Annotated in this window: 22 protein-coding genes; 3 read left to right on the top strand and 19 right to left on the bottom strand. The window is 66.1% G+C overall.

Features of this window, described 5'->3' with window-relative positions:
- The first annotated feature begins 217 nt into the window (after positions 1–217).
- The 3 genes from AKJ09_RS05155 to AKJ09_RS05145 are packed head-to-tail and all read left to right on the top strand — an operon-like array spanning position 218 to position 2,369.
- Positions 218–970 carry a hypothetical protein gene (locus AKJ09_RS05155; RefSeq protein ID WP_146646063.1) on the top strand — a complete coding sequence of 251 codons (753 nt, stop codon included), beginning with the start codon at positions 218–220 and terminating at the stop codon, positions 968–970.
- Positions 967–1,650: an RNA polymerase sigma factor gene (locus AKJ09_RS05150; protein ID WP_240488394.1), complete on the top strand. Its 684-nt coding sequence runs from the start codon at positions 967–969 to the stop codon at positions 1,648–1,650. Before AKJ09_RS05155 ends, AKJ09_RS05150 begins: the two co-directional genes overlap by 4 nt.
- Complete coding sequence (locus AKJ09_RS05145; RefSeq protein ID WP_146646062.1) at positions 1,647–2,369, top strand: hypothetical protein; 723 nt, start codon at positions 1,647–1,649, stop codon at positions 2,367–2,369. The genes AKJ09_RS05150 and AKJ09_RS05145 overlap by 4 nt, the downstream gene beginning before the upstream one ends.
- A 17-nt stretch (positions 2,370–2,386) precedes the next feature.
- On the opposite strand, the gene AKJ09_RS54130 is transcribed toward AKJ09_RS05145, so the two are convergent.
- From AKJ09_RS54130 to AKJ09_RS05045, 19 genes are all read right to left on the bottom strand, one after another.
- A complete protein-coding gene (locus AKJ09_RS54130) occupies positions 2,387–4,072 on the bottom strand; it encodes a hypothetical protein (protein ID WP_205633604.1) in 1,686 nt (561 codons plus the stop codon).
- Positions 4,065–5,210, bottom strand: a complete 1,146-nt coding sequence (locus tag AKJ09_RS05130) for a TadA family conjugal transfer-associated ATPase (RefSeq protein WP_146646060.1) — start codon at positions 5,208–5,210, stop codon at positions 4,065–4,067. The genes AKJ09_RS54130 and AKJ09_RS05130 overlap by 8 nt, the downstream gene beginning before the upstream one ends.
- Positions 5,207–5,773 carry a tetratricopeptide repeat protein gene (locus AKJ09_RS05125; protein WP_169927268.1) on the bottom strand — a complete coding sequence of 189 codons (567 nt, stop codon included), beginning with the start codon at positions 5,771–5,773 and terminating at the stop codon, positions 5,207–5,209. Before AKJ09_RS05125 ends, AKJ09_RS05130 begins: the two co-directional genes overlap by 4 nt.
- A gap of 32 nt (positions 5,774–5,805) precedes the next feature.
- Positions 5,806–6,678: an FHA domain-containing protein gene (locus tag AKJ09_RS05120; protein ID WP_146646058.1), complete on the bottom strand. Its 873-nt coding sequence runs from the start codon at positions 6,676–6,678 to the stop codon at positions 5,806–5,808.
- A gap of 16 nt (positions 6,679–6,694) precedes the next feature.
- Positions 6,695–7,618: a type II secretion system F family protein gene (locus AKJ09_RS05115; protein WP_146646057.1), complete on the bottom strand. Its 924-nt coding sequence runs from the start codon at positions 7,616–7,618 to the stop codon at positions 6,695–6,697.
- Between the two features lie 12 nt (positions 7,619–7,630).
- Positions 7,631–8,536 (bottom strand): type II secretion system F family protein, encoded by a 906-nt coding sequence (locus tag AKJ09_RS05110; RefSeq protein WP_146646056.1) that lies wholly within the window; start codon positions 8,534–8,536, stop codon positions 7,631–7,633.
- On the bottom strand, positions 8,533–10,341 hold the full coding sequence (locus AKJ09_RS05105) for a TadA family conjugal transfer-associated ATPase (RefSeq protein WP_146646055.1): 1,809 nt from the start codon (positions 10,339–10,341) through the stop codon (positions 8,533–8,535). Before AKJ09_RS05105 ends, AKJ09_RS05110 begins: the two co-directional genes overlap by 4 nt.
- Before the next feature lie 14 nt (positions 10,342–10,355).
- Positions 10,356–11,660 (bottom strand): type II and III secretion system protein family protein, encoded by a 1,305-nt coding sequence (locus AKJ09_RS05100; RefSeq protein ID WP_146646054.1) that lies wholly within the window; start codon positions 11,658–11,660, stop codon positions 10,356–10,358.
- Complete coding sequence (gene cpaB / locus AKJ09_RS05095; protein WP_146646053.1) at positions 11,657–12,439, bottom strand: Flp pilus assembly protein CpaB; 783 nt, start codon at positions 12,437–12,439, stop codon at positions 11,657–11,659. The genes AKJ09_RS05100 and cpaB overlap by 4 nt, the downstream gene beginning before the upstream one ends.
- A 241-nt stretch (positions 12,440–12,680) precedes the next feature.
- On the bottom strand, positions 12,681–13,682 hold the full coding sequence (locus tag AKJ09_RS05090; RefSeq protein ID WP_146646052.1) for a hypothetical protein: 1,002 nt from the start codon (positions 13,680–13,682) through the stop codon (positions 12,681–12,683).
- A 13-nt stretch (positions 13,683–13,695) separates the two neighbouring features.
- Positions 13,696–14,166: a TadE/TadG family type IV pilus assembly protein gene (locus AKJ09_RS52685; RefSeq protein WP_169927267.1), complete on the bottom strand. Its 471-nt coding sequence runs from the start codon at positions 14,164–14,166 to the stop codon at positions 13,696–13,698.
- A 50-nt stretch (positions 14,167–14,216) separates the two neighbouring features.
- Entirely contained in the window at positions 14,217–15,803 is a 1,587-nt protein-coding gene (locus AKJ09_RS05080; protein ID WP_146646051.1) for a hypothetical protein, read from the bottom strand.
- Positions 15,794–16,306, bottom strand: a complete 513-nt coding sequence (locus tag AKJ09_RS05075; protein WP_146646050.1) for a TadE/TadG family type IV pilus assembly protein — start codon at positions 16,304–16,306, stop codon at positions 15,794–15,796. The genes AKJ09_RS05080 and AKJ09_RS05075 overlap by 10 nt, the downstream gene beginning before the upstream one ends.
- Positions 16,303–16,530 carry a Flp family type IVb pilin gene (locus tag AKJ09_RS05070; protein WP_146646049.1) on the bottom strand — a complete coding sequence of 76 codons (228 nt, stop codon included), beginning with the start codon at positions 16,528–16,530 and terminating at the stop codon, positions 16,303–16,305. The genes AKJ09_RS05075 and AKJ09_RS05070 overlap by 4 nt, the downstream gene beginning before the upstream one ends.
- Before the next feature lie 40 nt (positions 16,531–16,570).
- A complete protein-coding gene (locus AKJ09_RS05065; RefSeq protein WP_146646048.1) occupies positions 16,571–17,119 on the bottom strand; it encodes a prepilin peptidase in 549 nt (182 codons plus the stop codon).
- Positions 17,120–17,164: 45 nt separating this feature from the next.
- Positions 17,165–17,332, bottom strand: a complete 168-nt coding sequence (locus tag AKJ09_RS05060; protein ID WP_146646047.1) for a Flp family type IVb pilin — start codon at positions 17,330–17,332, stop codon at positions 17,165–17,167.
- 271 nt (positions 17,333–17,603) lie between these two features.
- Positions 17,604–18,284, bottom strand: a complete 681-nt coding sequence (locus tag AKJ09_RS05055) for a hypothetical protein (protein ID WP_146646046.1) — start codon at positions 18,282–18,284, stop codon at positions 17,604–17,606.
- 247 nt (positions 18,285–18,531) lie between these two features.
- Positions 18,532–21,120: an efflux RND transporter permease subunit gene (locus tag AKJ09_RS05050; protein WP_146646045.1), complete on the bottom strand. Its 2,589-nt coding sequence runs from the start codon at positions 21,118–21,120 to the stop codon at positions 18,532–18,534.
- 197 nt (positions 21,121–21,317) lie between these two features.
- A complete protein-coding gene (locus AKJ09_RS05045) occupies positions 21,318–22,700 on the bottom strand; it encodes a KamA family radical SAM protein (RefSeq protein WP_146646044.1) in 1,383 nt (460 codons plus the stop codon).
- Between the last annotated feature and the right edge of the window lie 109 nt (positions 22,701–22,809).

The raw sequence follows: 22,809 nt of genomic DNA, 5'->3' as shown, positions 1-22,809 counted from the left end.
TTTTGGTGAAACGCGATGGAGACGACCGTGAGCGGCCATTGGAACCCCTGTGAGTTGGATGGACGCGGTCGCGATCGAATCCGTGGTCGAGGCTCGAGGGGCATGCTCCGACGCCGAGCAGGCACGGCGTGCGCTGTTCGAAGTGCTGGCGGCCGCGCGGGCCCCACGTCGTTCACGCGCGGGTGGAGGCGATGTACGCCCTCACTGGACCGTCACGATGCGTGTCTCGCGAAGCGATGGCTTGGCGGCATCGGCGATGATCGTCGACGACGCGGGCGCCGTCGTCGCCCAACGTACGGTGACGGACCGCTCGGCACGCACCTGCGTCCCGCTCGCACGCGCCGTGGGAGCGTGGGCGTCGCTCGTCCTTGATGACGAGATCGATCGAACGGACGAGCCGCCTGCTGAACCCCCACCGGCCGTGCCGTCGGTGCCCAAGATCGCGACGTCGTCGCGTGTCGATGCCGGCAGCGTGGACTCCTTCCCGCCGCTCGAGGGTGACTCCACGTCTTCGACACCGAAACAACGCACGGTCGACATCGGCGCGACGGCGTTCTTCCGCACCGAAGGGCCGGCTCGGTATGGCGTCGCGGGCGTCGCCCCGTTCGTCAGCGTGAAGGTTTCGCGGTCGTGGCACCTGCGTCCCGGGCTCGCATTCGGGCGCTACTTCGGCGCGCGCGTCGACCTCTGCTGGAGAATTCCCGGCAATTACATCGAGCGTCGCGGTCTCGAATTCGATCTTTGTGGCGGTGTCGACGGGGGCGTTGCGTCGCAAGGCGACGAGCTCTCGGCGCGCATGAGCACGGGCCCATCGGTCATCCTTCGCGGCGAGCTTGCTTACGGGATCGCTCTCGAGCTGCGTGGTGTCTCTGGTCTGAATTGGATCAGGCCCAGCGGCTCGTCACAGGCGCCCACGCCGTCGCTGCTCGCGATGACGGGGGAGGTCGGTTTGTCGATGAGGTTTCAATGAGCGCTGCCTATGCCGCCATCGTCCTCGTTCCGGACCTTCTTGAAGAGGACGTCATCGAACTCGAAGACATCGGCGGAGCGGCTATCCCCGAGCCTCCGCGAAGTGGGATCAAAACCATCGAGGGGGTACCGCGGTCGTCGCTCGTGGTTCCACGTGATCGAGAGATGGCCTTCAGGGCTCTTTACGAAGCTCATGCTTCGTTCGTGTGGCGAAATTTGAGGCGCCTCGGTGTCTCCGAACGTGATGTGGAAGACAAGGTCCAGGAGGTCTTCGTTGTCGCCCATCGTCGTTGGGCGGAGTTCGCCGATCGCGGTCATGGTCCGCGTGCGTGGCTCTTCCAGATCTGCTTGAGGGTCGCGGCGGACGCGCGGCGCCACCAACGTCGCCATCCCGTCGACCCTGACGGGGGCCTGGCCGAAGAGCGCCAGTCCGTCGAACCTCCGCAGGCCGAGGCGATCGCGCATCGCCAGTCGCTCGAGTTGCTCGATCGAGCGCTCGCGACGATCGACATCGACCGTCGCGCCGTCCTCGTGCTCCACGAGATCGAGCAGATGACGGCGCCGGAGATCGCGCGCACGCTCGAGATTCCGATCAACACGGTCTACTCGCGATTGCGAGCGGCAAGGATGCTCCTCGAGCGAGCCGTCGGGGCGCTGACCTCGCAGGAGGTGACCGAATGAGCGCCGCGCGTTCGAACATGCAAGCCCTCTTCGCAGCCGCTCGCGAGGACGCTCCGTCAGCGAGTACGCACGACGGCATCTGGGAGCGCCTGGAAGACGCGACGCGCGTGGCCGCCGCGGGAACCGGCGCGGCCGCGATGAAGGCGGCGGTGAGCGTCGCCGCGCCCTCGGGCATGAAGCTGCTCGCTGCGGGCGGCGCCATCGGCGCGGTCTGCACGGCGCTCGGCGTCGTCGTGACCATCGTTGCGATGACGGTGCCGGGCACGATCGACGAGCGACCGAGCAGGCCGGTGGCACGTGCCGTGGTCCGAGAAGTGGCCGCCGGCGCGCGCCCCGCGGGGACGGTGGCGCGAAAGAAGGACGAAGCCAGCGTGCGCGACGACGACCGCTCGCCCACTCGCGAGAGTGACCCGACGCGCGCACGCGCAAAGGAGAACGTGCATCCGAGCGGGGCCGGCACGTCGGACAACTCCGCGGCCAGCGAGCTCGACGAGGAAGCGCGTCTCGTCACCGAGGCACGAGCCGCGATCGTGATCGGCCAACCGGCGAGGGCGCTCGCGCTCGTCGAGGCCACCCGTCGTCTGTCGTCGCGCGTGCTCGAACCCGAGGAGCTAGGCCTCGAGGTTCGAGCGCTGCGGGGCCTCGGTCGTGACGAGGCCGCAGCGGAAGCCGAGCGCGTCTTGCGACGCCGCTATCCGGACCACGCGCTCGCCCACTGACCCCCGAGGGCCGCTCGTCAGGGCGCGCCGCCGTCGAGCTTCGATCGCGCGATGCGCGCAGCTTCGCCGTAAACCGCGCTCTGCGGGTCGCGCCGTGCAAGCTCACCGTAGAGCGCCGAGGCTTTCGCGTAGTCGTTCGCCGCCAGCGCTTCGACAGCCTGACGCTCGAGCGTCTTCGTGGCGGGAGCGCTCGCGGACGCGTCTTTCGCGGGGTCGTTCGCGGCCTTGCTCGGCGCGGGTGTCGTGGCGGGCACCGCCGCGGTAACCGGCGTGGCGACAGGCGCCGTGACCGTCGTCGCGATCGGGGGGGGCGCGCCTGCCGCTCCGTTCGGGATGCAAGGCAGCGGAGTGTTGGCCGGCCAGCCCGGGGGCGGGCAAGGAACGCCGGGCGGCCATGCTTGTGCGCCCGGCTGGATGGCGACGCTGGCTGCCGGTGCGATGACGGTCGAGGGGAGCGGCGCTGCCGAGCTGGGGGCCCGCGCCGAGGTCTCCGTCGTCGCCGCCTTGCGTCGCGGAGGCGGCGGCTCGTCGACGAAGAGATAGATCGCCGACGTGATCGAGAACGGCGCGAGCACGATCAGGATCTTCTTGGGAATCGACAGCGCTGCCCACTTCGCGCCGAGGCTTTGATCGGCCACCGGCGAAGGCGCCGTGCCGCTCGGCGTGGGCGCGAAGCCGCCCGGAAGGCTCGACCCGTACGTACCCGACGGCGACACCTGCGGGTGCACGTACGGTGCGACTTGAGCGGGCGGTGCCGAATAGACCGGCGCCGGGTAGTGGTTGCCATACGCGCCCGGCGGCGGCGTCGGCGGCATGCCCTGCATGGGGGGAGGGAAGGCCACCGGTTGGCTCGGCATCATCACTTGCGGCGGAGGCGGGGCCTGCATGAACACGCCGGGGGGAACGGAGCCCATGGGAGGACGCGCCGGGTTTCGCGCCTGGCTCGCATCGAGGCCGCCCTCGAACTCGGGCGGCCTTCCCGCGGCGGGTCTCGGCGCCGCTGGTCCTCGCCTGGAAACGCCGGTCACATCGAGCGGAGCCACGCGCGTCGACTCCTCGCCTGCCGGGGCGGAGAACTCTCCTGCGCGGAACGGGCGCTCGGCTCTGCTCGATGATCCGAACGATGGCTCGCTCGACGCTGCGGGCGGCGGCGGCGCGGAGCGCGCGGGAAGGGGCCCTGCGTTCGGGGGCGGCGGCTGCGTTGCCTGGCGCGGCGGCTGCGTTGCCTGGCGCGGCGGCTGCGTTGCCTGGCGCGGCGGCTGCGTTGCCTGGCGCGGCGGCAAGGCCATCGTCGCGGCCGTTGCTTCCTGACCGGTGGGCCGCACGGACGGAACCCTCAGGGGCTTGTGGAGCGGCGTCGTCGGCTTCTCATCACCGGCGTTGTCGGCGAGCGACCGATAGCGAAGGCGTGTGCCACCGACGTCGATGCTGCATGGTGCATTCAACTGCGTCCATGCCTTGCCGATCTTCCGGCCGTCGACGAGGGCGGAGACCGCGTCGTCGGCGCTCTGCGCGAAGAGCTCGTTGCCGTCGAAATAGAAGAACGCATGCACGTCGAGCATGCGCGGCGACTCGAGCTTCCACATGCCCTTCTTGCCGACGCTGAGCGGCTGGAGCTCTTGGCCGAGACAAAGAGGGATGAATGCGGGCTCCCCGATGCCCGATTCCAACTCGATGACGTGTGTGGTGGCCGGACTAGCCATATCCGTGGCGGCCTTGGGCTCGCTTCGCCGCGTCGTACACCGAAGCGGGCAAGTCGACGCCATGCTCGTGGAGCTGAGGCAAGCAGCGTGGAAGGATGCCGGAGGGAACGAGCTCGCTCAGGATGCGGCCCTGATCGTCGATGCCCTGGTAGTCGCGGACGAAGATGTCCTGCATCTGGTACTGGCTCGTCTGCGGGTCGTAGCCGAGCACTTCGGTGACGTGTGTGACCTTGCGCGTGCCGTCTTGCAGGCGCGCCACCTGGAGAATGATGTTCACGGCCGAAGCGAGCTGGATTCGCAGCGCCGCGAGCGGCATCTCGATGTCGCTCATCATGGCCATGGTTTCGAGGCGCGTGGCCGTGTCGCGCGGGTAGGTCGCGTGGAGCGTGGAGAGGCATCCACCGTGACCCGAGGTCATGGCCTGGATGAGATCGAGCGCTTCGCCGCCACGGATTTCTCCGACGACGATTCGATCAGGACGCAGACGGAGCGTGGCCCGGAAGAGATCGCGGATGGTCACTTCGCCGCGTCCGCGCGGATCCGGCGGACGCGCCTCGAGCATGCAGACGTGGTTTCGCTGCAGCTGGAGCTCGCGTGAGTCTTCGATGACGACGACGCGCTCACCTTCGGGAATGAAGGACGAGAGCGCGTTGAGCATCGACGTCTTGCCGCTGCCCGTACCGCCTGCCACGAGCACGTTGAGCTTCGAGACGACGAGCGCTTGGAGTGCGGTGGCCACCTCGGGCGTCATCGCGCCGAAGCCGATGAGCCGATCGACGGTGAGCGTCTCCTTGAAGAAGCGACGGATCGAAACGCATGGCCCGTCCGGAGCGGCGGGCGGCAGCACGGCTTCGATACGCGAGCCGTCGGGGAGGCGTCCTTCGAGGATCGGCCGCATCTCGTCGATGTGCTTGCCGACGAACTGTGCTGCGTTGCGGAGCGCCGCGACCAGCGCTTCGCGCGTCTCGAAGCGGGCGTTCGTGAGATGGAGCTGCCCCTTCTTCTCGACGTAGATCTGATGGGGCCCGTTGATCATGATGTCGCTGACCGCAGGGTCATCGAGGTACGGGCGGATCGGCTCGAAGAACTGCAGCAGCGTCTCTTCGAAGATCTCTTTCGGGATGAACCCGTCGCTCACGGCATCCTCTTGAGCAGCGAAGCGCGGGCCTCCTCGGCATGGGAGCCGGAGGGGGCGAGCCGCAGGTATTCGCGGAAGTGTTTGTCGGCGGCGACCACGTCGTTCTCGTTGTCACGGGCGAGCACGGCAAGCGCATAGTGCACGCGCGGTTCCTCCGGGCGCACGGCCACCACCTGTTCGAGCGTCGTGCGGGCCTCTTTGGCTTCGCCGAGCGCAGCGTACAGCGTTCCGAGCACGAAGCGCGTGTTCACGTCGTCGGGGTGGACGCGAAGCTGATTCTCGGCGTGCTGCACGGCCGACCGATAGCGACCGGTCTGCACGCATACCTGGAGGAGCATCGGCATCACGTCCCTCGGGTTCGCCCCCTGGTCGAGTGCCGCGGCCAGGTACTCTTCGGCGCGCGTCATGTCACCGACGGCTGCGAACGCCCGGCCTCGTTCGATCAGCTTGTCGTAGGAGGTCTCCTTGTTGATCGTCGCGAGATCGGCCTGCGCCTTCTCTGCGGGGGTCGAGGCGCAGCCAATGCCGCCGATCATGCTCGCCACGAGGGCCAGCACGCTCACGACGACTCGCGCCCGCGCACGCGCGCGCGGGCCTACGACTTCTTCGCGTCGGCCTTGAGCCGCAGTTTGCGATCGAGATTCGAGAGCCATGTCACGTAGTCGCCGGACTTACCTTCGGTGAATTGTAGAAGAACCCGTACCTCCTTTTGAGCACTTACGTAGTCCTCGATGGTCAAGGCGTGCTCGAGGCGGACCCGGCGAGTCCGGAAATCATCCATGATATCGCGCCGAAGGAACTTGGCGGATTCGTCGGCGAGGCCTCCCGAGCCGGGATCCCCTCCGGCGCGGAAGCATGCGGCCGCGCTTTCATAGAGCGGGACGGCCTGGACGCCGTCCTGAACGTGGAAAGGCCGTCGTTCGCGCTTCGCATCGGCGATTTGCATGCGTTCGCGCGCGAAGGCGCTCGCCTGGGCGCGGTCCCCGTAGGGACAGGCGGAGACCGGGGCATCCCAAAGCTCAGGCGTTTGCTTGGGCGGCGGCTTGGCGGTGACGTCGTTGGGATCGTCGGTGAAGAGCATGTAGCCGCCCACACCGATGATGAGCGTCGCCGCGAGGAGCGTGATGGGGCTCGACTCCGACTTTTTGACCTTGTCCGGAGTGACCGCCTGGCCCTCGGCGATCTCGACGTAGATCTGGCAGCCGCCGACGCCGAGGATCGATCCGGGCGGAACGGGCGCCTGCGTGAAGGGCACGTTGTTGATCGTCGGCGGGGGCTCGAACGAGAGTGCGCGCGCGAACACGCCGGCCGCTCCGAGCTCGACGAGCACGTGCTCGACACGCGCTTGGTCGACGGGCAGGCGGATCTCGCAGTGCGCACCGCTTCCGATGAGGATGCGCTCCGCCTCGATGCTGAGCTGCTCCACTTGACCTGTGTGGAGCCGAATCTGGAACTTCAGGACTCGCATCGGTCTCGCGCGCTCCTCACATACCGTCCGAAATGTTCATCATGGCCGGCCCAACGATGAGGCCGAGCACGGCGAAGAAGACGAGCATCAGCGGCAATGCCATCTTCACGCCGGCCTTGGATGCAAGCTCCTCGGCGCGCACCGAACGACGCAGGCGCGACGACGCTGCCTGGATCGTGAGCACCTCGGCAACAGGGTTGCCTCGCTCCTCGGCTTGGACGAGCGAGTTCACGAACTCGGAGACCGAGGCGTTCGGCGCGCGCCGTGCGAACTCGAGCAGCGCATCTTTGCGTGTGCGACCGAGGTTCAACGTCTGCAGGATGAGCGTGAACTCCTCGACGATCGGGTCGTCGGGGTTCGACGACTTCTCGACGACCTGCCGAATCGCACCCGGGAAGTCGAGACCGGCGCTCATCGACAGCGCCATCAGGTCGATGACGTAGGGCAGGCCGCGGCTGATGTTCTTCATGCGCTCCTGCGCCTCGCCGCTGACGACGAGGTACGGCAGCACGAGGCCGAGGATGAACCCGGCGAACACGAGCAACATGCCCATCTCGAGGAGATAGCCGCCCACGGCGCCGGCGAGCGACCCGCCGAACGCCGACAGAATGAAGAGCGCGAGATACTCCTCGGCCGTGAGCCCGAGGAAGTCTCCGGCGAGAGAGATTTGGCGATCCAGCTCGGCGCGCTGGTCGTCGCTCGGGATGCCGCTGACCCGAACCCCGAGCCAGCGCACGAGCGGCTCGAAGGTGGCCCAGGCGTCGTTCGTCTGGAGCGCACGTGTTCGCTTGAGGCCGCGGAGGCCGAGACGGTTCGCTACGCGCGTCGGAGCGCTCGCGACCGTGTACGCGGCCATGACGAGGCCCACGAACACGAAGAGCGCCGCGCCGATGCGGAAGGCGTGGACCATGAGACTGACGCCGGTGAGCTTGAGACCCATCTGCCGTTCTCCTCAGATGTCCACCGCGAGGACTTTGCGGGCGATGACGAGCGCCACGACCCAGCACACCGAGATACCTGCAATCAGCACGTATCCCGTCACGCTCTGGGTGAGCGGCTCGAAGTACCCCGGCCACATGGTTCCTAGGCCGACGATGAACACGAGCGGCATCGCGCCGATGACCCACATCTGCATGCGGCCGTCGGCGGTCTTCGTGCGAATGACGCCGTCGAGGCGCTTCATCTCACGCAGCGTGTGCGACGTGTTCTCGAGCACCTTCGGAAGATTGCCGCCGATCTTCTGACCGATGAGGATCGCCGAGAGCGCCGAGTCGAGCTGGCGGCTGCCCACACGCCCCGCCATGTGGAGGAGGGCTTGGTCGAGCGTCGAGCCGACCTTCATCTCCTTGATGGCGAGGTCGACCTCTTGCCGGATCGGATCTTCGACGACGCTGACGACGGACGAGAATGCCGCGCCGATGCTGGGGGTCGACTTGAGCGCGTTCGCCAGCGCGAGCATGAACGAGTCGAGCTGGTCTTCGATGAGCGCCACGCGCTTGCGTCGCTCCGCCTCGATATAGATGGTCGGAGCGATGGCCGTGACCACGAGCAGCGCCCACCACATCGGCAGATCGAAGAGCAGCGCCCCGGCGAGGATCACGAACGCCACGCAGAACTGCCCGATGCCGATGAGGCGGCCGGGCGTGAACACGAACATCGAGCGGAGCTTGCGCTCGAGCGACGCGACGTACCGAGCCCAGTAGCGGTAGGGCAGGCCCGCCTCGTCGGAGACGACGTGCCACGTCACGAGGAAGATGGCGACGGTGAGGAACGCGAGGCTTCCCCAGCGCAGCACCGGACCCACGCTGAACTTGGCGAGTGCGTGCTTCACGCCCTCGGGCAATGCGGCGTGCGTCATAGGTAAGCCTCTCCCTTGCGAACGAGGCCCATGACGATGAAGAGCGGCAGGAACGAGGGCAGGTAACCCGTTGCCCGGTACTCGCCCTCGACCTTGCCGCCCGGGCCCGTGCCGGTGCGCACGAACTGGAAGATGGGCCTGAGCTCGATCTCGCTCGTCTCGCGCTCGATGCCGATGACTTCGCTGATGGCGGTGACGCGGCGCGAGCCGTCGGAGAGGCGGCTCTGTTGCACGATCACGTGCACGCTCGATGCGATCTGCTCGCGAATCGCGCGTACGGGGAGATCCACGCCGGCCATGAGCACGAGCGTCTCGAGACGCGAGAGCGCTTCCTCCGGCGAGTTCGCGTGGGTGGTGGTGAGCGAGCCGTCGTGGCCCGTGTTCATCGCCTGGAGCATGTCGAGCGCTTCGCCGCCACGACACTCACCGACGACGATGCGGTCGGGGCGCATACGAAGCGCGTTCTTCACCAGGTCGCGGATCGTGTACTCGCCGCGCCCTTCGAGGTTCGCCGGGCGCGTCTCGAGCGAGACCACGTGCGGCTGCTTGAGCTGGAGCTCGGCCGCGTCTTCGATGGTGACGATGCGCTCGTCTTCGGGAATGGCCGCCGAGAGCACGTTGAGGAGGGTGGTCTTTCCGGAGCCGGTGCCGCCGGAGATGACGACGTTCTTCTTCGCGTGCACGCAGCGCGTGAGGAAGATGCCCATGCGCTTCGTCATCGACCCGTACGAGACGAGCTTGTCGAGCGTGAGCGGCACCTTCGCGAATTTTCGGATCGTGATGCACGAGCCGCGGAGCGCGATGGGGCGGATGACGGCATTCACACGCGAGCCGTCTTTCAGGCGCGCGTCGACGAGGGGTGAGGATTCGTCGATGCGGCGCCCGAGCGGGGTGACGATGCGCTCGATGACGGCGCGCACGCGCTCGTCGTCGGTGAAGCGCGCGTGCGAGAGCACGATCTTGCCGTTCTGCTCGATGTAGATCGTGTTCGGATCGACGACCATCACCTCGCTAATGGCCGGGTCGGCAAGGAAGCGCTCGAGCGGACCGAGGCCGAGGGCTTCGTCGGCCAGCTCGCCGATGAGCGTGTCCTTGTCGATGTTCGGCGGAATGCGCTCGGAGAGGCCGGCGACGATGCGCCTTAGCGCATTGAGCACCTTCGGGCGCATCGATGGATCGTCGAGCTTCTTCGCGTCCATCGTCGCGAGGTCGAGGTGCTCGAGTAGCCGCTTGTGGATCTCGCGACGGAGCTCGACGTCGTTCTTGCGATTCGTATCGTCGGCCCGCGACGCGAGATGAATGCCCTGCGCCGGCGGACTCGTTCCAACGTGCGCAATGACCGGCGGCGGTCCAGGCGATACGTTCGGCGTTCCTGCGTGGAGCGCCGGTGCGTTGGTACGTGCCGGAACGGGAGGCGGAGGGCGCGTGCCCTGCCGGGTTCCGTCGAGATTCTGGTGGGTGGGGCGCGAGACTCCGGTGACGCCGCCGGGGGTGGCCGCCGGCAACTGATCGGCGGCGTAGACGAAGATCGTGAAGTCACCGACGACGATCGGGGTGCCGTAGGCGACCTCGACCGAGTCACGACGAAGGAGCATGTCGCCGGCGATCGTGCCGTTCGTCGAGACGTCTTCCACCATGATCGAGCGCTGGCCCGCCTGGACGACCGCGTGCTGGCGTGAGACCAGATCGCTGTCCAGACGAAGCACGCACTGCGGATGACGGCCAATGGTCAGGGCAGTCCCGGCCGGATGCATCTCCGTCCTTTGCACTCCATCGTCCGACTGGATGACGACATGCAAATGCATCGGGCTTCCCGCGCCTACTTCGCCGACGGCGGAGTCTTGGGGTAGACGTCGAGATTCTGCATCTCGCCGCTGAATTCCTTGTACGTCGTCATCGCGTTGTTGATGAGCTCGACGGCGCTCTTGGGAACGGTGTCGACGACGCTCGGCACGATGAACACGGCGCCTTCGGTCTCCTGCTTCTCTTGCGAGTGGCTGCCGAAGAGGATGCCGAGCACGGGGATCTCGCTGAGCCCCGGGAGGCCCGAGACTGCACGGCGCTGCGTGGCGGTCTTGATGCCCGAGAGGATGAGCGCCTGACCGAGCTTGAGCGTCACCTGCGTCTCGAGCTTGGTGGTGGTACGACCCGGCGGACCGCCGCTCGTGCTCGAGGTGGTGAGGTCCGAGACGTCGGCGCCGAGCTTGATCTCGACGTCGCGCGTGGTCGAGTCGTAGCGCGGGAGCACGGTCACGTTGGTACCGAACTTCACGCTCACGAGGCCGACGGCGAGACCGACGGTCTGGAGGAAGTTCGATTCGCCGCCGTTCTGGAAGGTGGCCTCGCTGCCGTTCGCCGTGATGACGCTCGACTGCTTGAGGACCTTCGCCCAGCCGTGGTGCGAGGCGATGTCGAGGCGGGGGAGGGGCTGGTTGACGATCGACGCGTTCGCCGCCGTGGTCGTGCGCGTGATGAAGTCGAACGTGTACTGACTCTGGAACGCAGGGGCGCCCGCGGCCGTCTGACCGATCGAGCCCGGCCACCCGACGCCGACGTTGTAGCCTGACGTCTTCTCGTACTGGACGAAGTAGAAATCGAGGCGGATGAGGAGCTTTCGCTCGCCGACGCCGACCGTGACGAGCGACTCCACCTGGCCGCCGTACGCCGAGACGATCTGCGAGATGCGCTTGAAATCGGCCTCGGTGGCGACCGTGCCTTCGACGAAGATGCGCGAGCCCACGCGGCGCACCTTCACGCCGCTGAAGGGCTCCGCCAGCTTCATGATCTCGGCTTCGACGACCGCCGGGTTGCGGCTCGCGACCGAGATGTCGAACGTGGTCTGCGACCCGTCGTTCTTGATGAGGAGGAGCGTGGTCGTGCCGGGCTTGCGACCGGTGAGGACGAACGTTCGGCCGTCGGGCGTGGGAACCACGTCGACGATGCCCTTCACGCCTTCGGAGTATTCCTTGACGCCGCCGGCCGGCAGCGTCTTCGTCTCGCCGACGGCGAGCGAAATCTCCTCGTGCACGCCGCGCTGCGCCGAAGCCTGCGCCGCGAAGGTGAAGACGGGCGCGCAAGCGCCGAGGGCGAGGAGCGTGCGAAGGACGAGCGCGTGCCTCTTCATTGGCCACCTCCGGTGATGTTCACCGGGCCGGAGGGCCGGATTCCTCGGATTTCACCGCGTTTCTTGGCATCGAGGATCGCGTCGAAGTTGATGTCGGTCACGCCGGCCTTTTGCTGATCGTCCGGATGGCGGACGGCGACCGAGAGCCGACCACGCTCGGAGGCAAGTGCGAGAATCTGCGCTTCCGTGAGCGTGAGGCTCAAGGTCAGGAGGTTGTCGAACGAGCGTGCACCCGCGTGCTGATCGATGGCATCGGGCGACGTTTCCCCGCCGAGGGCGAGGACGAGGACACGCTGGAGGAGGACGACGGAGGTCTTCACGTCCGAGCCGGCAGCGCCGAGGACGCCGATGACGTCGACGTAGTCTCCTGGGCGGATGAGCGACACGCTCGACTCGTCGCGCGCGGCGCGGATGGCCACGGCGCGGTATCCGGGCAAGACGAGCGCGCTCAGGTCTTTGCGGTCGTCGCTACCGGTCGTGAGGTCGGTCCACAGAACGAGCTGCTGCTCTTTCACGGTGGTCCCGAGGCGGAGGCCGAGGATCTTGTTCTTGTCGCTCTCGCGAATCGCACGATCATCGACGTACGCCAAAGGCACTTCGCGTACCGAGATCATGTCGTCGGTGATCGGCTTGCCGCGTTCCAGACGTTTCACTGCGATAAGCAGCTTGATCTTGTCGCCACCCGAGGCTTCGAGCTCGAATCTGCGCTGATAGAGCACGAGGAGGACGAGGCCGAGGGCGCCGACCACCAAGGCGATGAGCAAAGCTCGCCGATTCATCCGGGCTGGATGCTACACGGCGCGTACGAGCCCGTGAAGGTCACTTGGCGTGGGGAAGGCCGCTCGGACGGCAGTTTTCTCGGGTTCGTCACCTGCAAGCTTCGTCCTTGCGCATTGTCGTCGTCCTCGCGTCCCTCGCCGTGCGCAGTTGGCGAACGGGCGGCGCGCAGTTCGTGCACCGCAGTTCGTGCATCGCCCCTCGCTTCGCCAACCCGTGGACGATCCTCGACGAGCGGTGATTCTATGGATTCGACGAGGACGTTCCGGGAGGCGGTCGATCCGACGCCGAAACGCCGGCCAGGCCGACAGCGACCATCGTCGATCCGTCGCGCACGGTCGCTCCGAGGGTGAACACCACGCCGTCCTTTTCGTAGAGGCGGGCCATCGAGGGGACGCCGCCCTGTCGCGTGTGGCGCGTGTGGTCGAGCTCGCGGTCGAGTTCGGGGTCGAGGGCGAACCAGCCGCGCTTGCGCATCTCGTCGTCGTAGTAGGCGACGACCTTCGTGGGGGCGTCATGGCCCTCGTAGACATTGACGCCGAACGCCGTCCCTTCCACTTGGGTGGCGAGCACGCGCGTGGTGGACGGGGGCCGAGGAAGCATCGGAAAATCCGCGCCGCCGGAGTCCTTACCCTCTTCGGGGATCAGGTTGACGATGTTGAAGCCGTCGTCGGTCCAGGCCGTGAGCACGACCGTTCTGCCGCTGTCGTCCGCCTTGGCGTAGACGTAGCGAAGGCTGCCGAACGCGCCGAGGTTGCCCGTTTCGGTGAACGCCTTCACCGCCTCGGTGACCGACGGCTTCGAGCCCTCGTTCTTGGTGAAGCAGACGATGGTGCCTTCGTCTTTGTCACCACCGCGGAGGATCCCGGTCGAGAGGAAGCTCTTGTCGGTCGAGGCGTCGGCCTTGTCGGCAAGCTCTCGCCAGCTGTTCGCGGGCTGCGCCGTGTTCTGCTGGCAGTAGCTCTCGTACCGGTCGAGGATGACCGACACGGCGTCTTTCGCCACCGAGCTGCCGATCCAGATCGGCTGCCCGTTCAACGACAGCTTGTTGACGTCGTGGTCCGTCGCGTTCGCGAGCTTCTGCATCTGACGGCCGAGCTCGAGCGTTCGCGAGCGCATCTCCGCGCGAGCGGAGCGGAGCGAGACGGCGCCGAGCACGAGCGACAGGCATCCGAGGTAGGTGCCCGCGCGCACCAGACCTGCGAGGTGCTTCTTGCGTGCGGGGGAAATGCGGAAGAGCCACATGGTTGCCTCGCGCTCAGTCGATGAAGCCGCCGCCGCCGCCGCGCGCGATGCCCGCGATCATGTCGATCACGCCGGTCCACGGCTCGTCGTGGCGCTTCTCGTTGCAGACGACTTCCGACTCGGCGTGGATGGTGCGCGAGAAGAAGACCGTTTTGCGATCGTTCACGGCGGAGCCGTTCACCACGGTGTCTTGCGGGCGGGCCTTCGCCATGTTCCACGAACGTTCCAGGCCCGAGCGCTCGGTGGGACGGAGTTTCTGCGCCGTGTTGTCGGCCGCGGTGCTGTCGGCGCCCGGGTCGGCCGAATCGGTCGTGCGGGAGATGCTGTCCGGCGTGTTGCCTTCGCAGTTGTGCGACGCGTAGTAGAGGACACTCGCGCGCGTGCCCGTCTGCTTGTCGAGTTTCTTCGCGTACGAGCGCGACGTGAACACGATGAGCCCGAGGAAGATGAGCATCACCGGGATGACCACGGCGGCTTCGACCATCGCCGCACCTCGGCGCGAGCGCTTTCGTCGGGGAAGAAGCGGCGTAGCCATCAGTGGTAAATCCCGGGGAACTGCGGGTTGAATGCCTTGCCGACGTCGTTCGCCTCTTTGCGCACGGCGTTGTTGAACTCGCCGATCATCTGGTCGACGACGCTGGAGATCGCTGTCGTGCCAACGGCGCCGCCGATGGTGCTACCGAGCTGGTCGAGCACCTTGTTGTTCTTGAGCAGCTTCTGAAGGTCCTTGTAGCCCTTCATGTTCAGGAGGAACGACGCTCCGAAGCTCGCGAGGAGCGAGCCGACCTCGGGGAACTGGAGGCGCCGCATGCGGGCTCGCCACTTGAGCGAGAAGCCTGCGTTCCACGAACCGTTGCACTCGGAGTCGCCCCAGCTCTTCGTACAATCGAAGTAGAACTCGGCCTGCGCCATGTACGCCGTGGGTTTGGCGGACTGCTCGATACCGAGCTTGCGTTCGGCGAGCGCGACGCGATGCTCGCTGCCGTCTTTGAACTCGGGCAAGAGGTTCATCGCCCAGACTTGCTGCCACGGACCGCCGTTCATCGTGGCTTGCCAGGGAAGCAGCGGGCCATCGTCGCCCCACCACTCGTCGAAGCCCGGGTCGATGCTTCCGCCGCCGCCGCTGCCGACCCCGACGTTCGAGATGGAGCCCGACACGTCGTGCTTCGAGCGCCACTTGTTCTCGCGGTTGATGGTGTCGTTGCCTTGCTTGAGGACGTCGCCGACGGAGCCTTCGCCCGTCCCCGCGGCGCTCTTGTTCGAACGCCCGTTACCCATGGAGTTGCAGTAACGAAACGCGAGCGCGTCGCCGATGATGCGCCGGACGAGAGAGAGGACCTGGCCGCCTGGTGCCTTGCCCGACATGCCGAAGAGCGAGTCGAACCCGATGGTCGCGATCTTCTTGCAGACCACCTGATACTCGAAGGCTTCGACAGGCAGGCCCTTTCGCGGATTGTTCGAGGTGAGCGAGTCGTCGTCCGTAGCCTTGCCGGTGGCGGGATCGATGGGGCCGGCGCCCTTCTTCTTGAAGAGCGCGTTGAGCGGCGCGTTGAGTAGGCTGCCCGGCACCATCGACGGACTCAGCGCGAGCACCTTTAGATCGCGCTTCTTCTGCGCGAACGATCCGTAGTCGTCACCGAGGTTGTAGGCCTTGGCGAAGCCGATGTAGGGGTAGCCGTACGCGGCCGCCACCTCGACGATGTGCACGGCCCCGGCGGCGCGCTTCATCACCTTGGCGTAGTTCACGTAGACAGGACGCCAGTTCGACCACGGAATGCACGCCGACCCGAACGAAAAGCCTGCCGCGAGAATGCAGATCGCGAGGAGGATGTCGTGGATGATCCCCAGGATGATGTGGATCGCGATCATGGCGAGCATGATCAGGTTGCACGCCGAGATGAAGTTCATCCCCTTGGCGTGAAGGGCAGCCGACGAGAAGGCGGCGTGGTCAGCGACCTCCTGCATCGAGTCGCGGAAGACGATGGCGTCGCCGATGCCGATCAGGAACCACAGGCCGCCGATCAGGAAGCACGACATGCAGAGGCCCATCAACATGACGGCCCCGCGTTGATCGTGGTGGAACTCCTTCACGCGCTCCCGCTGTCGTTCGGTCAGTCGCATTTGGCCCCGCCACCTTCCTGGTAACGAGCGCCCTCGTGCGGGAACCCGAACTTCTGCACGATGGGGTGACCACCGCCGACGATGCCGCAGACGATGCGTCCTCCGAGGGGAACGCTGCAGCGGTAGTCGGCGTTGACCGTGACCGTGACCATTCCGTAGGGATCGTTGCAGCTCGACTGGTCGTCGACGTCGACCTTGACGCTGCGCATCGTCTTTTCCCACGGACCCATGGCGAGCTTCACGCCGGATTCGATCTCCGCGCGGTTGTCGCCGTCGGCCTGGTCGGGCGTGTTCTTGTGCGCGTTGGAGATGACCGACGCCGCACGCGCGCCCACGATGGCGCTGTGCTTCACGACGATGTTCGCCGTGGCAATCTGAGAGAGCTGCACGAACGACGTGAATGTGATCATGAGCGGCATGAACGCCACGAGGAACTCGACGAGCGCTGCGCCTCGTTGGTCGCGATGGAATCGGCGAACGCTCGTGATCAACGCGCGTTTCACGGGAAGGCGCTCAGCATGTGGTTTCGCGCAGCGCGGTAGTTCTTGAACATCGTCGCGCCACCCGCGGTAAGACCGGCGACGGTCGGCACCCCGACGGCGACGAGCAAGAGCGCGTATTCGACCATCACCGCGCCCCTCGAGCGGCGCGTCTTCCGCCGGCTTTCGAGTCCGCCCTTGCGTGCGGTTTTCAGGGCGAGCTTCCGGGCTCGAAACCAGCGCAACATCCGTGTCCTCCGAGTGTACCGGTGGTGTCGTGCAAAGACTCTACCAGTGCAGGTAGACGGTCAGTGCGACCCCGAAAAAGACGGCCGGCCCGAGCCGGAACCAAGACAGCGACGCCTCGTCGACGCTCGTCTGCTTGTCCTTCGGGCGGAACATGTTCGCGAGAATGGTCCCCGCGTTCTTCAGCGTCCCGAACAGCTTTCCTCGGTAGGCGAGGATGGCGGGCGCAACGAGGGTCGCCGCGAAGAATCCGTACATCTCGGCTTCGACGCCGAGCATCGTCTGGAGCAACGCACCGACCGCAGCGAGCAACTTCAGGTCGCCTGCGCCGATCGCCCCCTGCCGATACAAGATCGCGGGGACGATGACACAGACGAGAGCCCCCCCGATCGAAAACCCCGCTTCCTGCGCTGCCCAGTCCATGGGCTCGTGAGCAGCGACGATGCGGGCTGCATGAAGAAACGGCGCGACGAGCAGCGCGCCGTATGTCAGCCAGTTCGGAACCTCGCCGCGTCGCAAGTCGAGTACTGCGGCGACGAATGTGACCGCCAGCGCCACCACGAAGATGACGTGTTGATGCGGCTCGGTCATTGGCGAGGATCCGGCGCCGGGCTCGATGCCCAGCGTACGACTTGGCTACTGCTTCTCGAGCTCGCCAGACGCCTTGCCAGCGTTGGCGCCGACCTTGGTTCCCAGCGTGCGGTAGGCGCCAGCTGCGAGAACCATGATCGCGATAATCAAGAGCGCGTACTCGACCATCGTGGCGCCACGGGTCTTCTTGAGCAGCTTCTTGGCCTTCGACATCGGGAGTCTCCTTGACGGGGTGAAACGGAGAGCCTCGCCGTCACCCGGAACACGTTGCGTTGCGGGAACGACTCTATCCATGCGGTGTGCCAAGCCGGTCACTTCTGACGTGATTGTACATGACTACGCGAATTCTCGAGGGACTGCGAACTCGCCGCTCTCGCTGTGTCTGAAAGCGTACACCTTCATGGATCTTCGCCGGTCCGCCACTGGATGGTCGGCGATCCAGGAGCTTGCGCCCCCACATCGCTCGCTCGCTCGGCTCGACGCGTTAGTTCAGTGCGCGCGGGAGGGCGCGGCGCGGAACCGGGACGTAGTGTCGGACCTTCTCCTCTTCGAACTTCTGTTCCCAGAGCACGATCTCGTCCGACTGGCCGACCGCGAACGGCTTCGAGGGCGCTTGCGGCTTGAGGCGCGGGTTCTCGCTCGTGTCGAGGGACACGACGAACTGTGCGCCGGGCGCGACTTCGAGAAGGAAGTGAGCGGTTCCCGAAGCGTCGGTGCGGGTCACCATACGGTTCAGATACATCACCGGAAGATTGGGGCCGTTCTCGGTCTTCACGGCAACGACGACGTGACGCACCATCGGCGGACACGACACGGCGTACTCGGGAACCTTCTTCGGATCCGCGAAACGGGTGAGCTTGATCGCGATCGGCTTCGTGGGTGACTGGAACGTGTCGGGGCACTTCAAGTTCACGTCCGTGTTCTCGCCCTCCGCGCCATGAAGCGTCAGCATCGCGCGACCATCGGGACCCGTTGTCGCGAGCGTGTTGCTGTTACGCGTGACCACCGCGCCTGACACCGGACGACCCGGATCACTCTCCACTTTGACGTAGATGTTGAACGGCGCTGGCGGCGGCGGATCGAGGTCTTTGCAGCCGGCGCCCACGAGCGCGAGGCCTGCAAGACAAGCGAAGGCACTCGATACGGACGACCCTCGCGAACTCATCGGCACAAAGGTACCGTCCAGCGTGGCGGGGTCAAGCCGTCACGCGAAGGTGCGTTCGCCCGCTCGAAGCGTCGCGTGATGTGGAGCCGTTCACGGCGGCCCAGTCCTATCTTTGCGTGACCGTCGCGTTCGTCGCGTGTAAGCGGCTTCGAACCGCTCACGAGTGCCCAACACGTTGGTCCACAAAACGCGAAGGCCGGAGTGTGTTGCTCCGGCCCCTCGCGAGGTGTCCGTCGGTGCTCGAGGATCAGGCGGCTTTGCTGGGGGCCGGCTCGCCGCCGTGATCGTCGTGCGCGCCCTTGGTCATGTCGAGCTTCTTCGGACGGTTGATCGTGTGCGCGCCGATGAGGTGGAGCAGCGACGGGAGGAAGAAGATCGCCACGAGGAAGCAGGCGATCTCGCCGCCGATGGCGAGGCGACCGAACGAACGGAGCGCCTGGTTGTCGGCGAAGAGGAGCGAGCCGTAGCCGATCGTCGTGGTGTAGCTGCAGAGCGCGACGGCTCCGAGGTGCAGCTTCACGGCGCGTGTGACGTCTCCGCCGAGGAGGCGTGAGCGGTCGAAGATGTTGAACGGATACTCCGACCCGATGCCGAACGTGATCGGCAGCGCGATGAAGTTGAGGAAGTTGAGTCGCTCACCGAAGAGCGCCGCGCTTCCCAGCATCCAGACGACGCCCAGCACGAGCGAGAGGAGGACGGCGAACGCGCCGCGGAGCGAAGACGTTGCCGCGATGACGACGATGGCCACCGCGAGGAATGCCACGCCGGTGGCGAGTGGGCCGTCGCGCTCCATCGAGCGGATCATCTCCGCGAAGATCGTGGCGCGGCTCGCGGTGTCGACCTGCGTGCCGTCGGGCAGCCTCACGCCGTCGAGCGTCGACGACATGCGGAGCATGTTGTGGCCGTCGTTGCGCGAGATCTCCGGCTTGTAGCGGACGTAGAAGACCGTACCGACCGTGCCGTTCTTTTCCGAGAAGCGATCCTTGAGCATGCCCGGAAGATCGACCGGTGTGAGCTCCCGGAGCGACTCCGGCGGGATCATCGTCTTGATCTTCTCCTGCTCCTCTTCGGAGAGGCTCGCCAGCACGCGCGGCGTGATGCGCTCGCGAAGACGATCGAGCACGGCGAGCTTCTTCTTCTGGAGCTCCGCGTTGCCGGGGAGGAAGTCGTTGACCGTGGTGACACCCTCGATCATCGCGCCCTTGGGATCGGCCGCGTCGTTCTCGAGGATGCGCTGCTTCACCATCGGGACCTGATCGACGTGGTCCGCGAGGACGAGCGAGCCGGCGAGGTTCATGCGGCCCGAGAGGATCTTGTCCGCCTTGCCCGAGACGACGAACGCACCGCGCTTGCGCGCGTTCTGCGAGCCGAGCTTGTCGAAGTCGTACTCCCACGGGTCGCGGATGAACGACGGGAGCTTGATGCAGGTGATGACGGTGATCGCCATCGCGACGCCGACGATCAGGCGCGGGCGGGCCTCGGTGAAGTTGCCGACGAAGCGAGCGACGGGGCCGCGGCTCTCGTCGTTGCCGAGCGCGGCGGGGCGCTCGCGCAGCCACTTGGGGCCGCGTTCCTCGAGGCGCTCGATGATGACGATGAGCGCCGGCAGGCAGGGGATCATCGAGATCCACACGAGGAACATGCCGACGAAGCCGATGACGCCGAACTGGCTGAAGCCACGGAAGCGCGTCACCGTGAGCGAGCCGTACGCGATGCTCGCGACGGTCGCGCCGACGAGCTCCGCACGGAAGGCATTCCACACCGCGTCACGGCGGGCTACCTCGGGGCTCATACCCCGGGCGCGGAACTCCTTGTAACGGGAGTAGAGGACGATCGGGTAGTTGACGCCGTTGCCGAGGATGATGGCACCTAGGAAGGCGCCCGACGCGTTGACGTAACCGTAGTGGTACGTCGCGAACGCGTACGCGCAACCAACGCCGAAGAGCGGCGGGAAGCCGACGAGGACGAGCGCCCACGGCGAGCCGTAGAACCAGACGACGCCGCCGAGGATGAGGGCCGCCGCGATGAGCGTGGCGATCATCGCCTCGTGGACGAGCGATTCTTTCTCCGCCTCGGCGTTCGGAATGTCACCGCCGAAGCCGACCTTCATGTCCGGGTGGAAGCTCGTGGGCTTCACTTCCTCGGTGAGCTGGCGAATGCGCGCGAAGAGCTGCTCGTCGTTGCCACCACCCATGCCCGAGGTGGTGGTGAAGATGCGCATCGCGATCTGCGTGCCGTCGGGCGAAGCGAAGTAGCCCGTAGGAAAGTCGTCCTTCTCCTTGGCCTTCTTCTCGAACTTCTCTTTGAAGGAGTCCATCCCGAGCGCGGACTCGGAGGCCGGCTTGTCCTCGAGATCCTCGACCATGCCGCTCTTGATGGCGATTTGCTGGTCGAGCTTCGCGTCGGCCTCTTCGAGGTCGTCGACTGTTGCATAAAGCCACTTGTTGGCTTCGAAGAACTTTTTGACGTCCTTCGTGCCCGCCTCGATCGACGAGATCATCGGGCGGACGTCGCTCGTCTCGATCTTCTCGTGCAGCGCGTCGATCAGGTGTTCGTTGGCCGCCCGGTCCGGAGACTCGGCCAAGATCACGATCGTGGCTCGCCCGCCGACACGCTCGATGCGGCGCTCGAAGGCCTGAAATCCAGGGCTTTCGCGCGGCAAAAGCTCCAAGACGTCCGAGCGGACTTGGAGATGGCGCGCGTAATTCCAGCAGGCGCCGAGAATCATCACGGCGCTGAGGATCACGAACCAGGGACGACGCCCGCCGAGATCGACGAGGCCGTCGACCAGGCCGCGCAAGAATTTCGTTGCTGATACGCCTGCGCTTCGCTTCATCGGGCTCGCCCTAGGATGTCCTAAGGCTACGGATTGTTGCGCAGCGAACCGGAATAGCGAGTTACGCGTCCGGATGAGCGCGGAAAAATCCCCGACGAACCGTAGGTTTTTGTGCCCCGTCAGGCGCCTCGAGCGAGGCGCTTCCGACGGAAAAGGGCTCGTGCCCCCGGCGCTGCGAGTTCGCAGTCAGGCCGCGATCAGCGAACGCGTTCCTTCGCCTTGGCGATCGCAGCGGCGATCATCTGCTCGTGCTCGCCCGGGTCGGCCCAACGGCGCTGGATGGCGGTCGAGAGCTGGTGGAGCGGGTCGTAGTAGAGGAAGAACTGGCCCGGTTTGACGCTCGGCGCTTGGTAGACGCTGATGCCCGACTCGCGGTCGTAGTACTCGAACGAGTGAACGTCGCGTTTTCCACCACCACCTGGCGCGTCGACGACGAAGAGCGGCGTGTTGAAGCCCGCCGTCGAGCCACGCACGTGCTTCTCGATGAAGAGCGCCGTGTCCACCGACGTACGCAGGTCTTCGACGCCGGTGACGAGGTCGTGGACGTACACGTAATAGGGATGCACGTTGACGTGGCCCATGCGCTTGACGAGCTCCGTCATCGTCTCGGGCGAGTCGTTCACGCCACGCTGAAGCACGCTCTGGTTGCGCACGGTGATACCGCGCTCCATGAGCTTGTTCATCGCGTCTTCGGTGATCCCCGTGATCTCCTTGGGGTGGTTGAAGTGCGTGTGGAGCACGACTTCCTTGTGGAGCTTGCGGCCCTTCTCCACGACGCGCGTGAGCGCATCGACCCAGGCGTGGTCCGTGAGGATCTTCTGCGGCATGACCGCCGGACCCTTGGTCGCGAAGCGCATGCGGCGGACGTTGGGCGACCCGAGGAGCGCTTCGCCGATCTCTTCGATCTGCGTGGCGCGCAGCTGGTAGGCGTCGCCGCCGGAGATGACGATGTCTTCGAGCTCCGGCCGCGAGCGGATGTACTCGAAGGCGCGGGCCCAGCGCTCGTTCGAAACCTTGAGGCTGACCTTCTCGACCTCGTCGGTGTCGATGCCGACCGCGTAGCTGCGCGTGCAGAAGCGGCAGTACACCGGACAGGTGTCGAGTGCGAGGAAGAGCGCCTTGTCGGGATAGCGATGCGTCAGCCCTTGGACCGGCGCGTCGGCCTGCTCGTGGAGCGAGTCGAGGTCGAGCTTGGGGTGGTCGGGCAGGAGGCGCGAGGCGACCGGGATGAACTGGATGCGGAGCGGATCCTCGTACGGCTTCTCCCAGTCGATCAGGCTGAGGAGGTACGGGCTCACGCGGATGGTCATCGGCGCGCGCTTGAAGCCTTGCTCGGCGTCCTCGATGAACTGCGGCGAGACGAGGTTCTGCAGCGCGGCGAGCAGCTTCGCCGGGTTCGTGATCGTGTGCTTCGCCTGCCAGTTGTGATCGAGGAACTGCTCTTCGGTCACCGAGGCGTACGCGGGGATGCGCTGCCAGAAAGCGCCACGGAGGAGCTCACGGTAGCCGAGGGTTTTCGGGTCGACCGGGGGCTTCTTCGGGACGATGGGATCGTTGGGAACGACGTGCAGCGCACTCATGAGCGCACTTGTTCCACGAGCCTGCCCCGCGGGCAAGTGCTCGGCATGGGGCGGTCACGGCGCGATTTGACGGGGTGCAGCATGACATCGCAGAGCTCGCGTCATGACC

Source organism: Labilithrix luteola (genome assembly GCF_001263205.1).
GTDB lineage: Bacteria > Myxococcota_A > Polyangia > Polyangiales > Polyangiaceae > Labilithrix > Labilithrix luteola.
The sequence above is the reverse complement of the archived record's forward strand: the minus strand, read 5'-3'. Positions and strand labels throughout refer to the sequence as shown.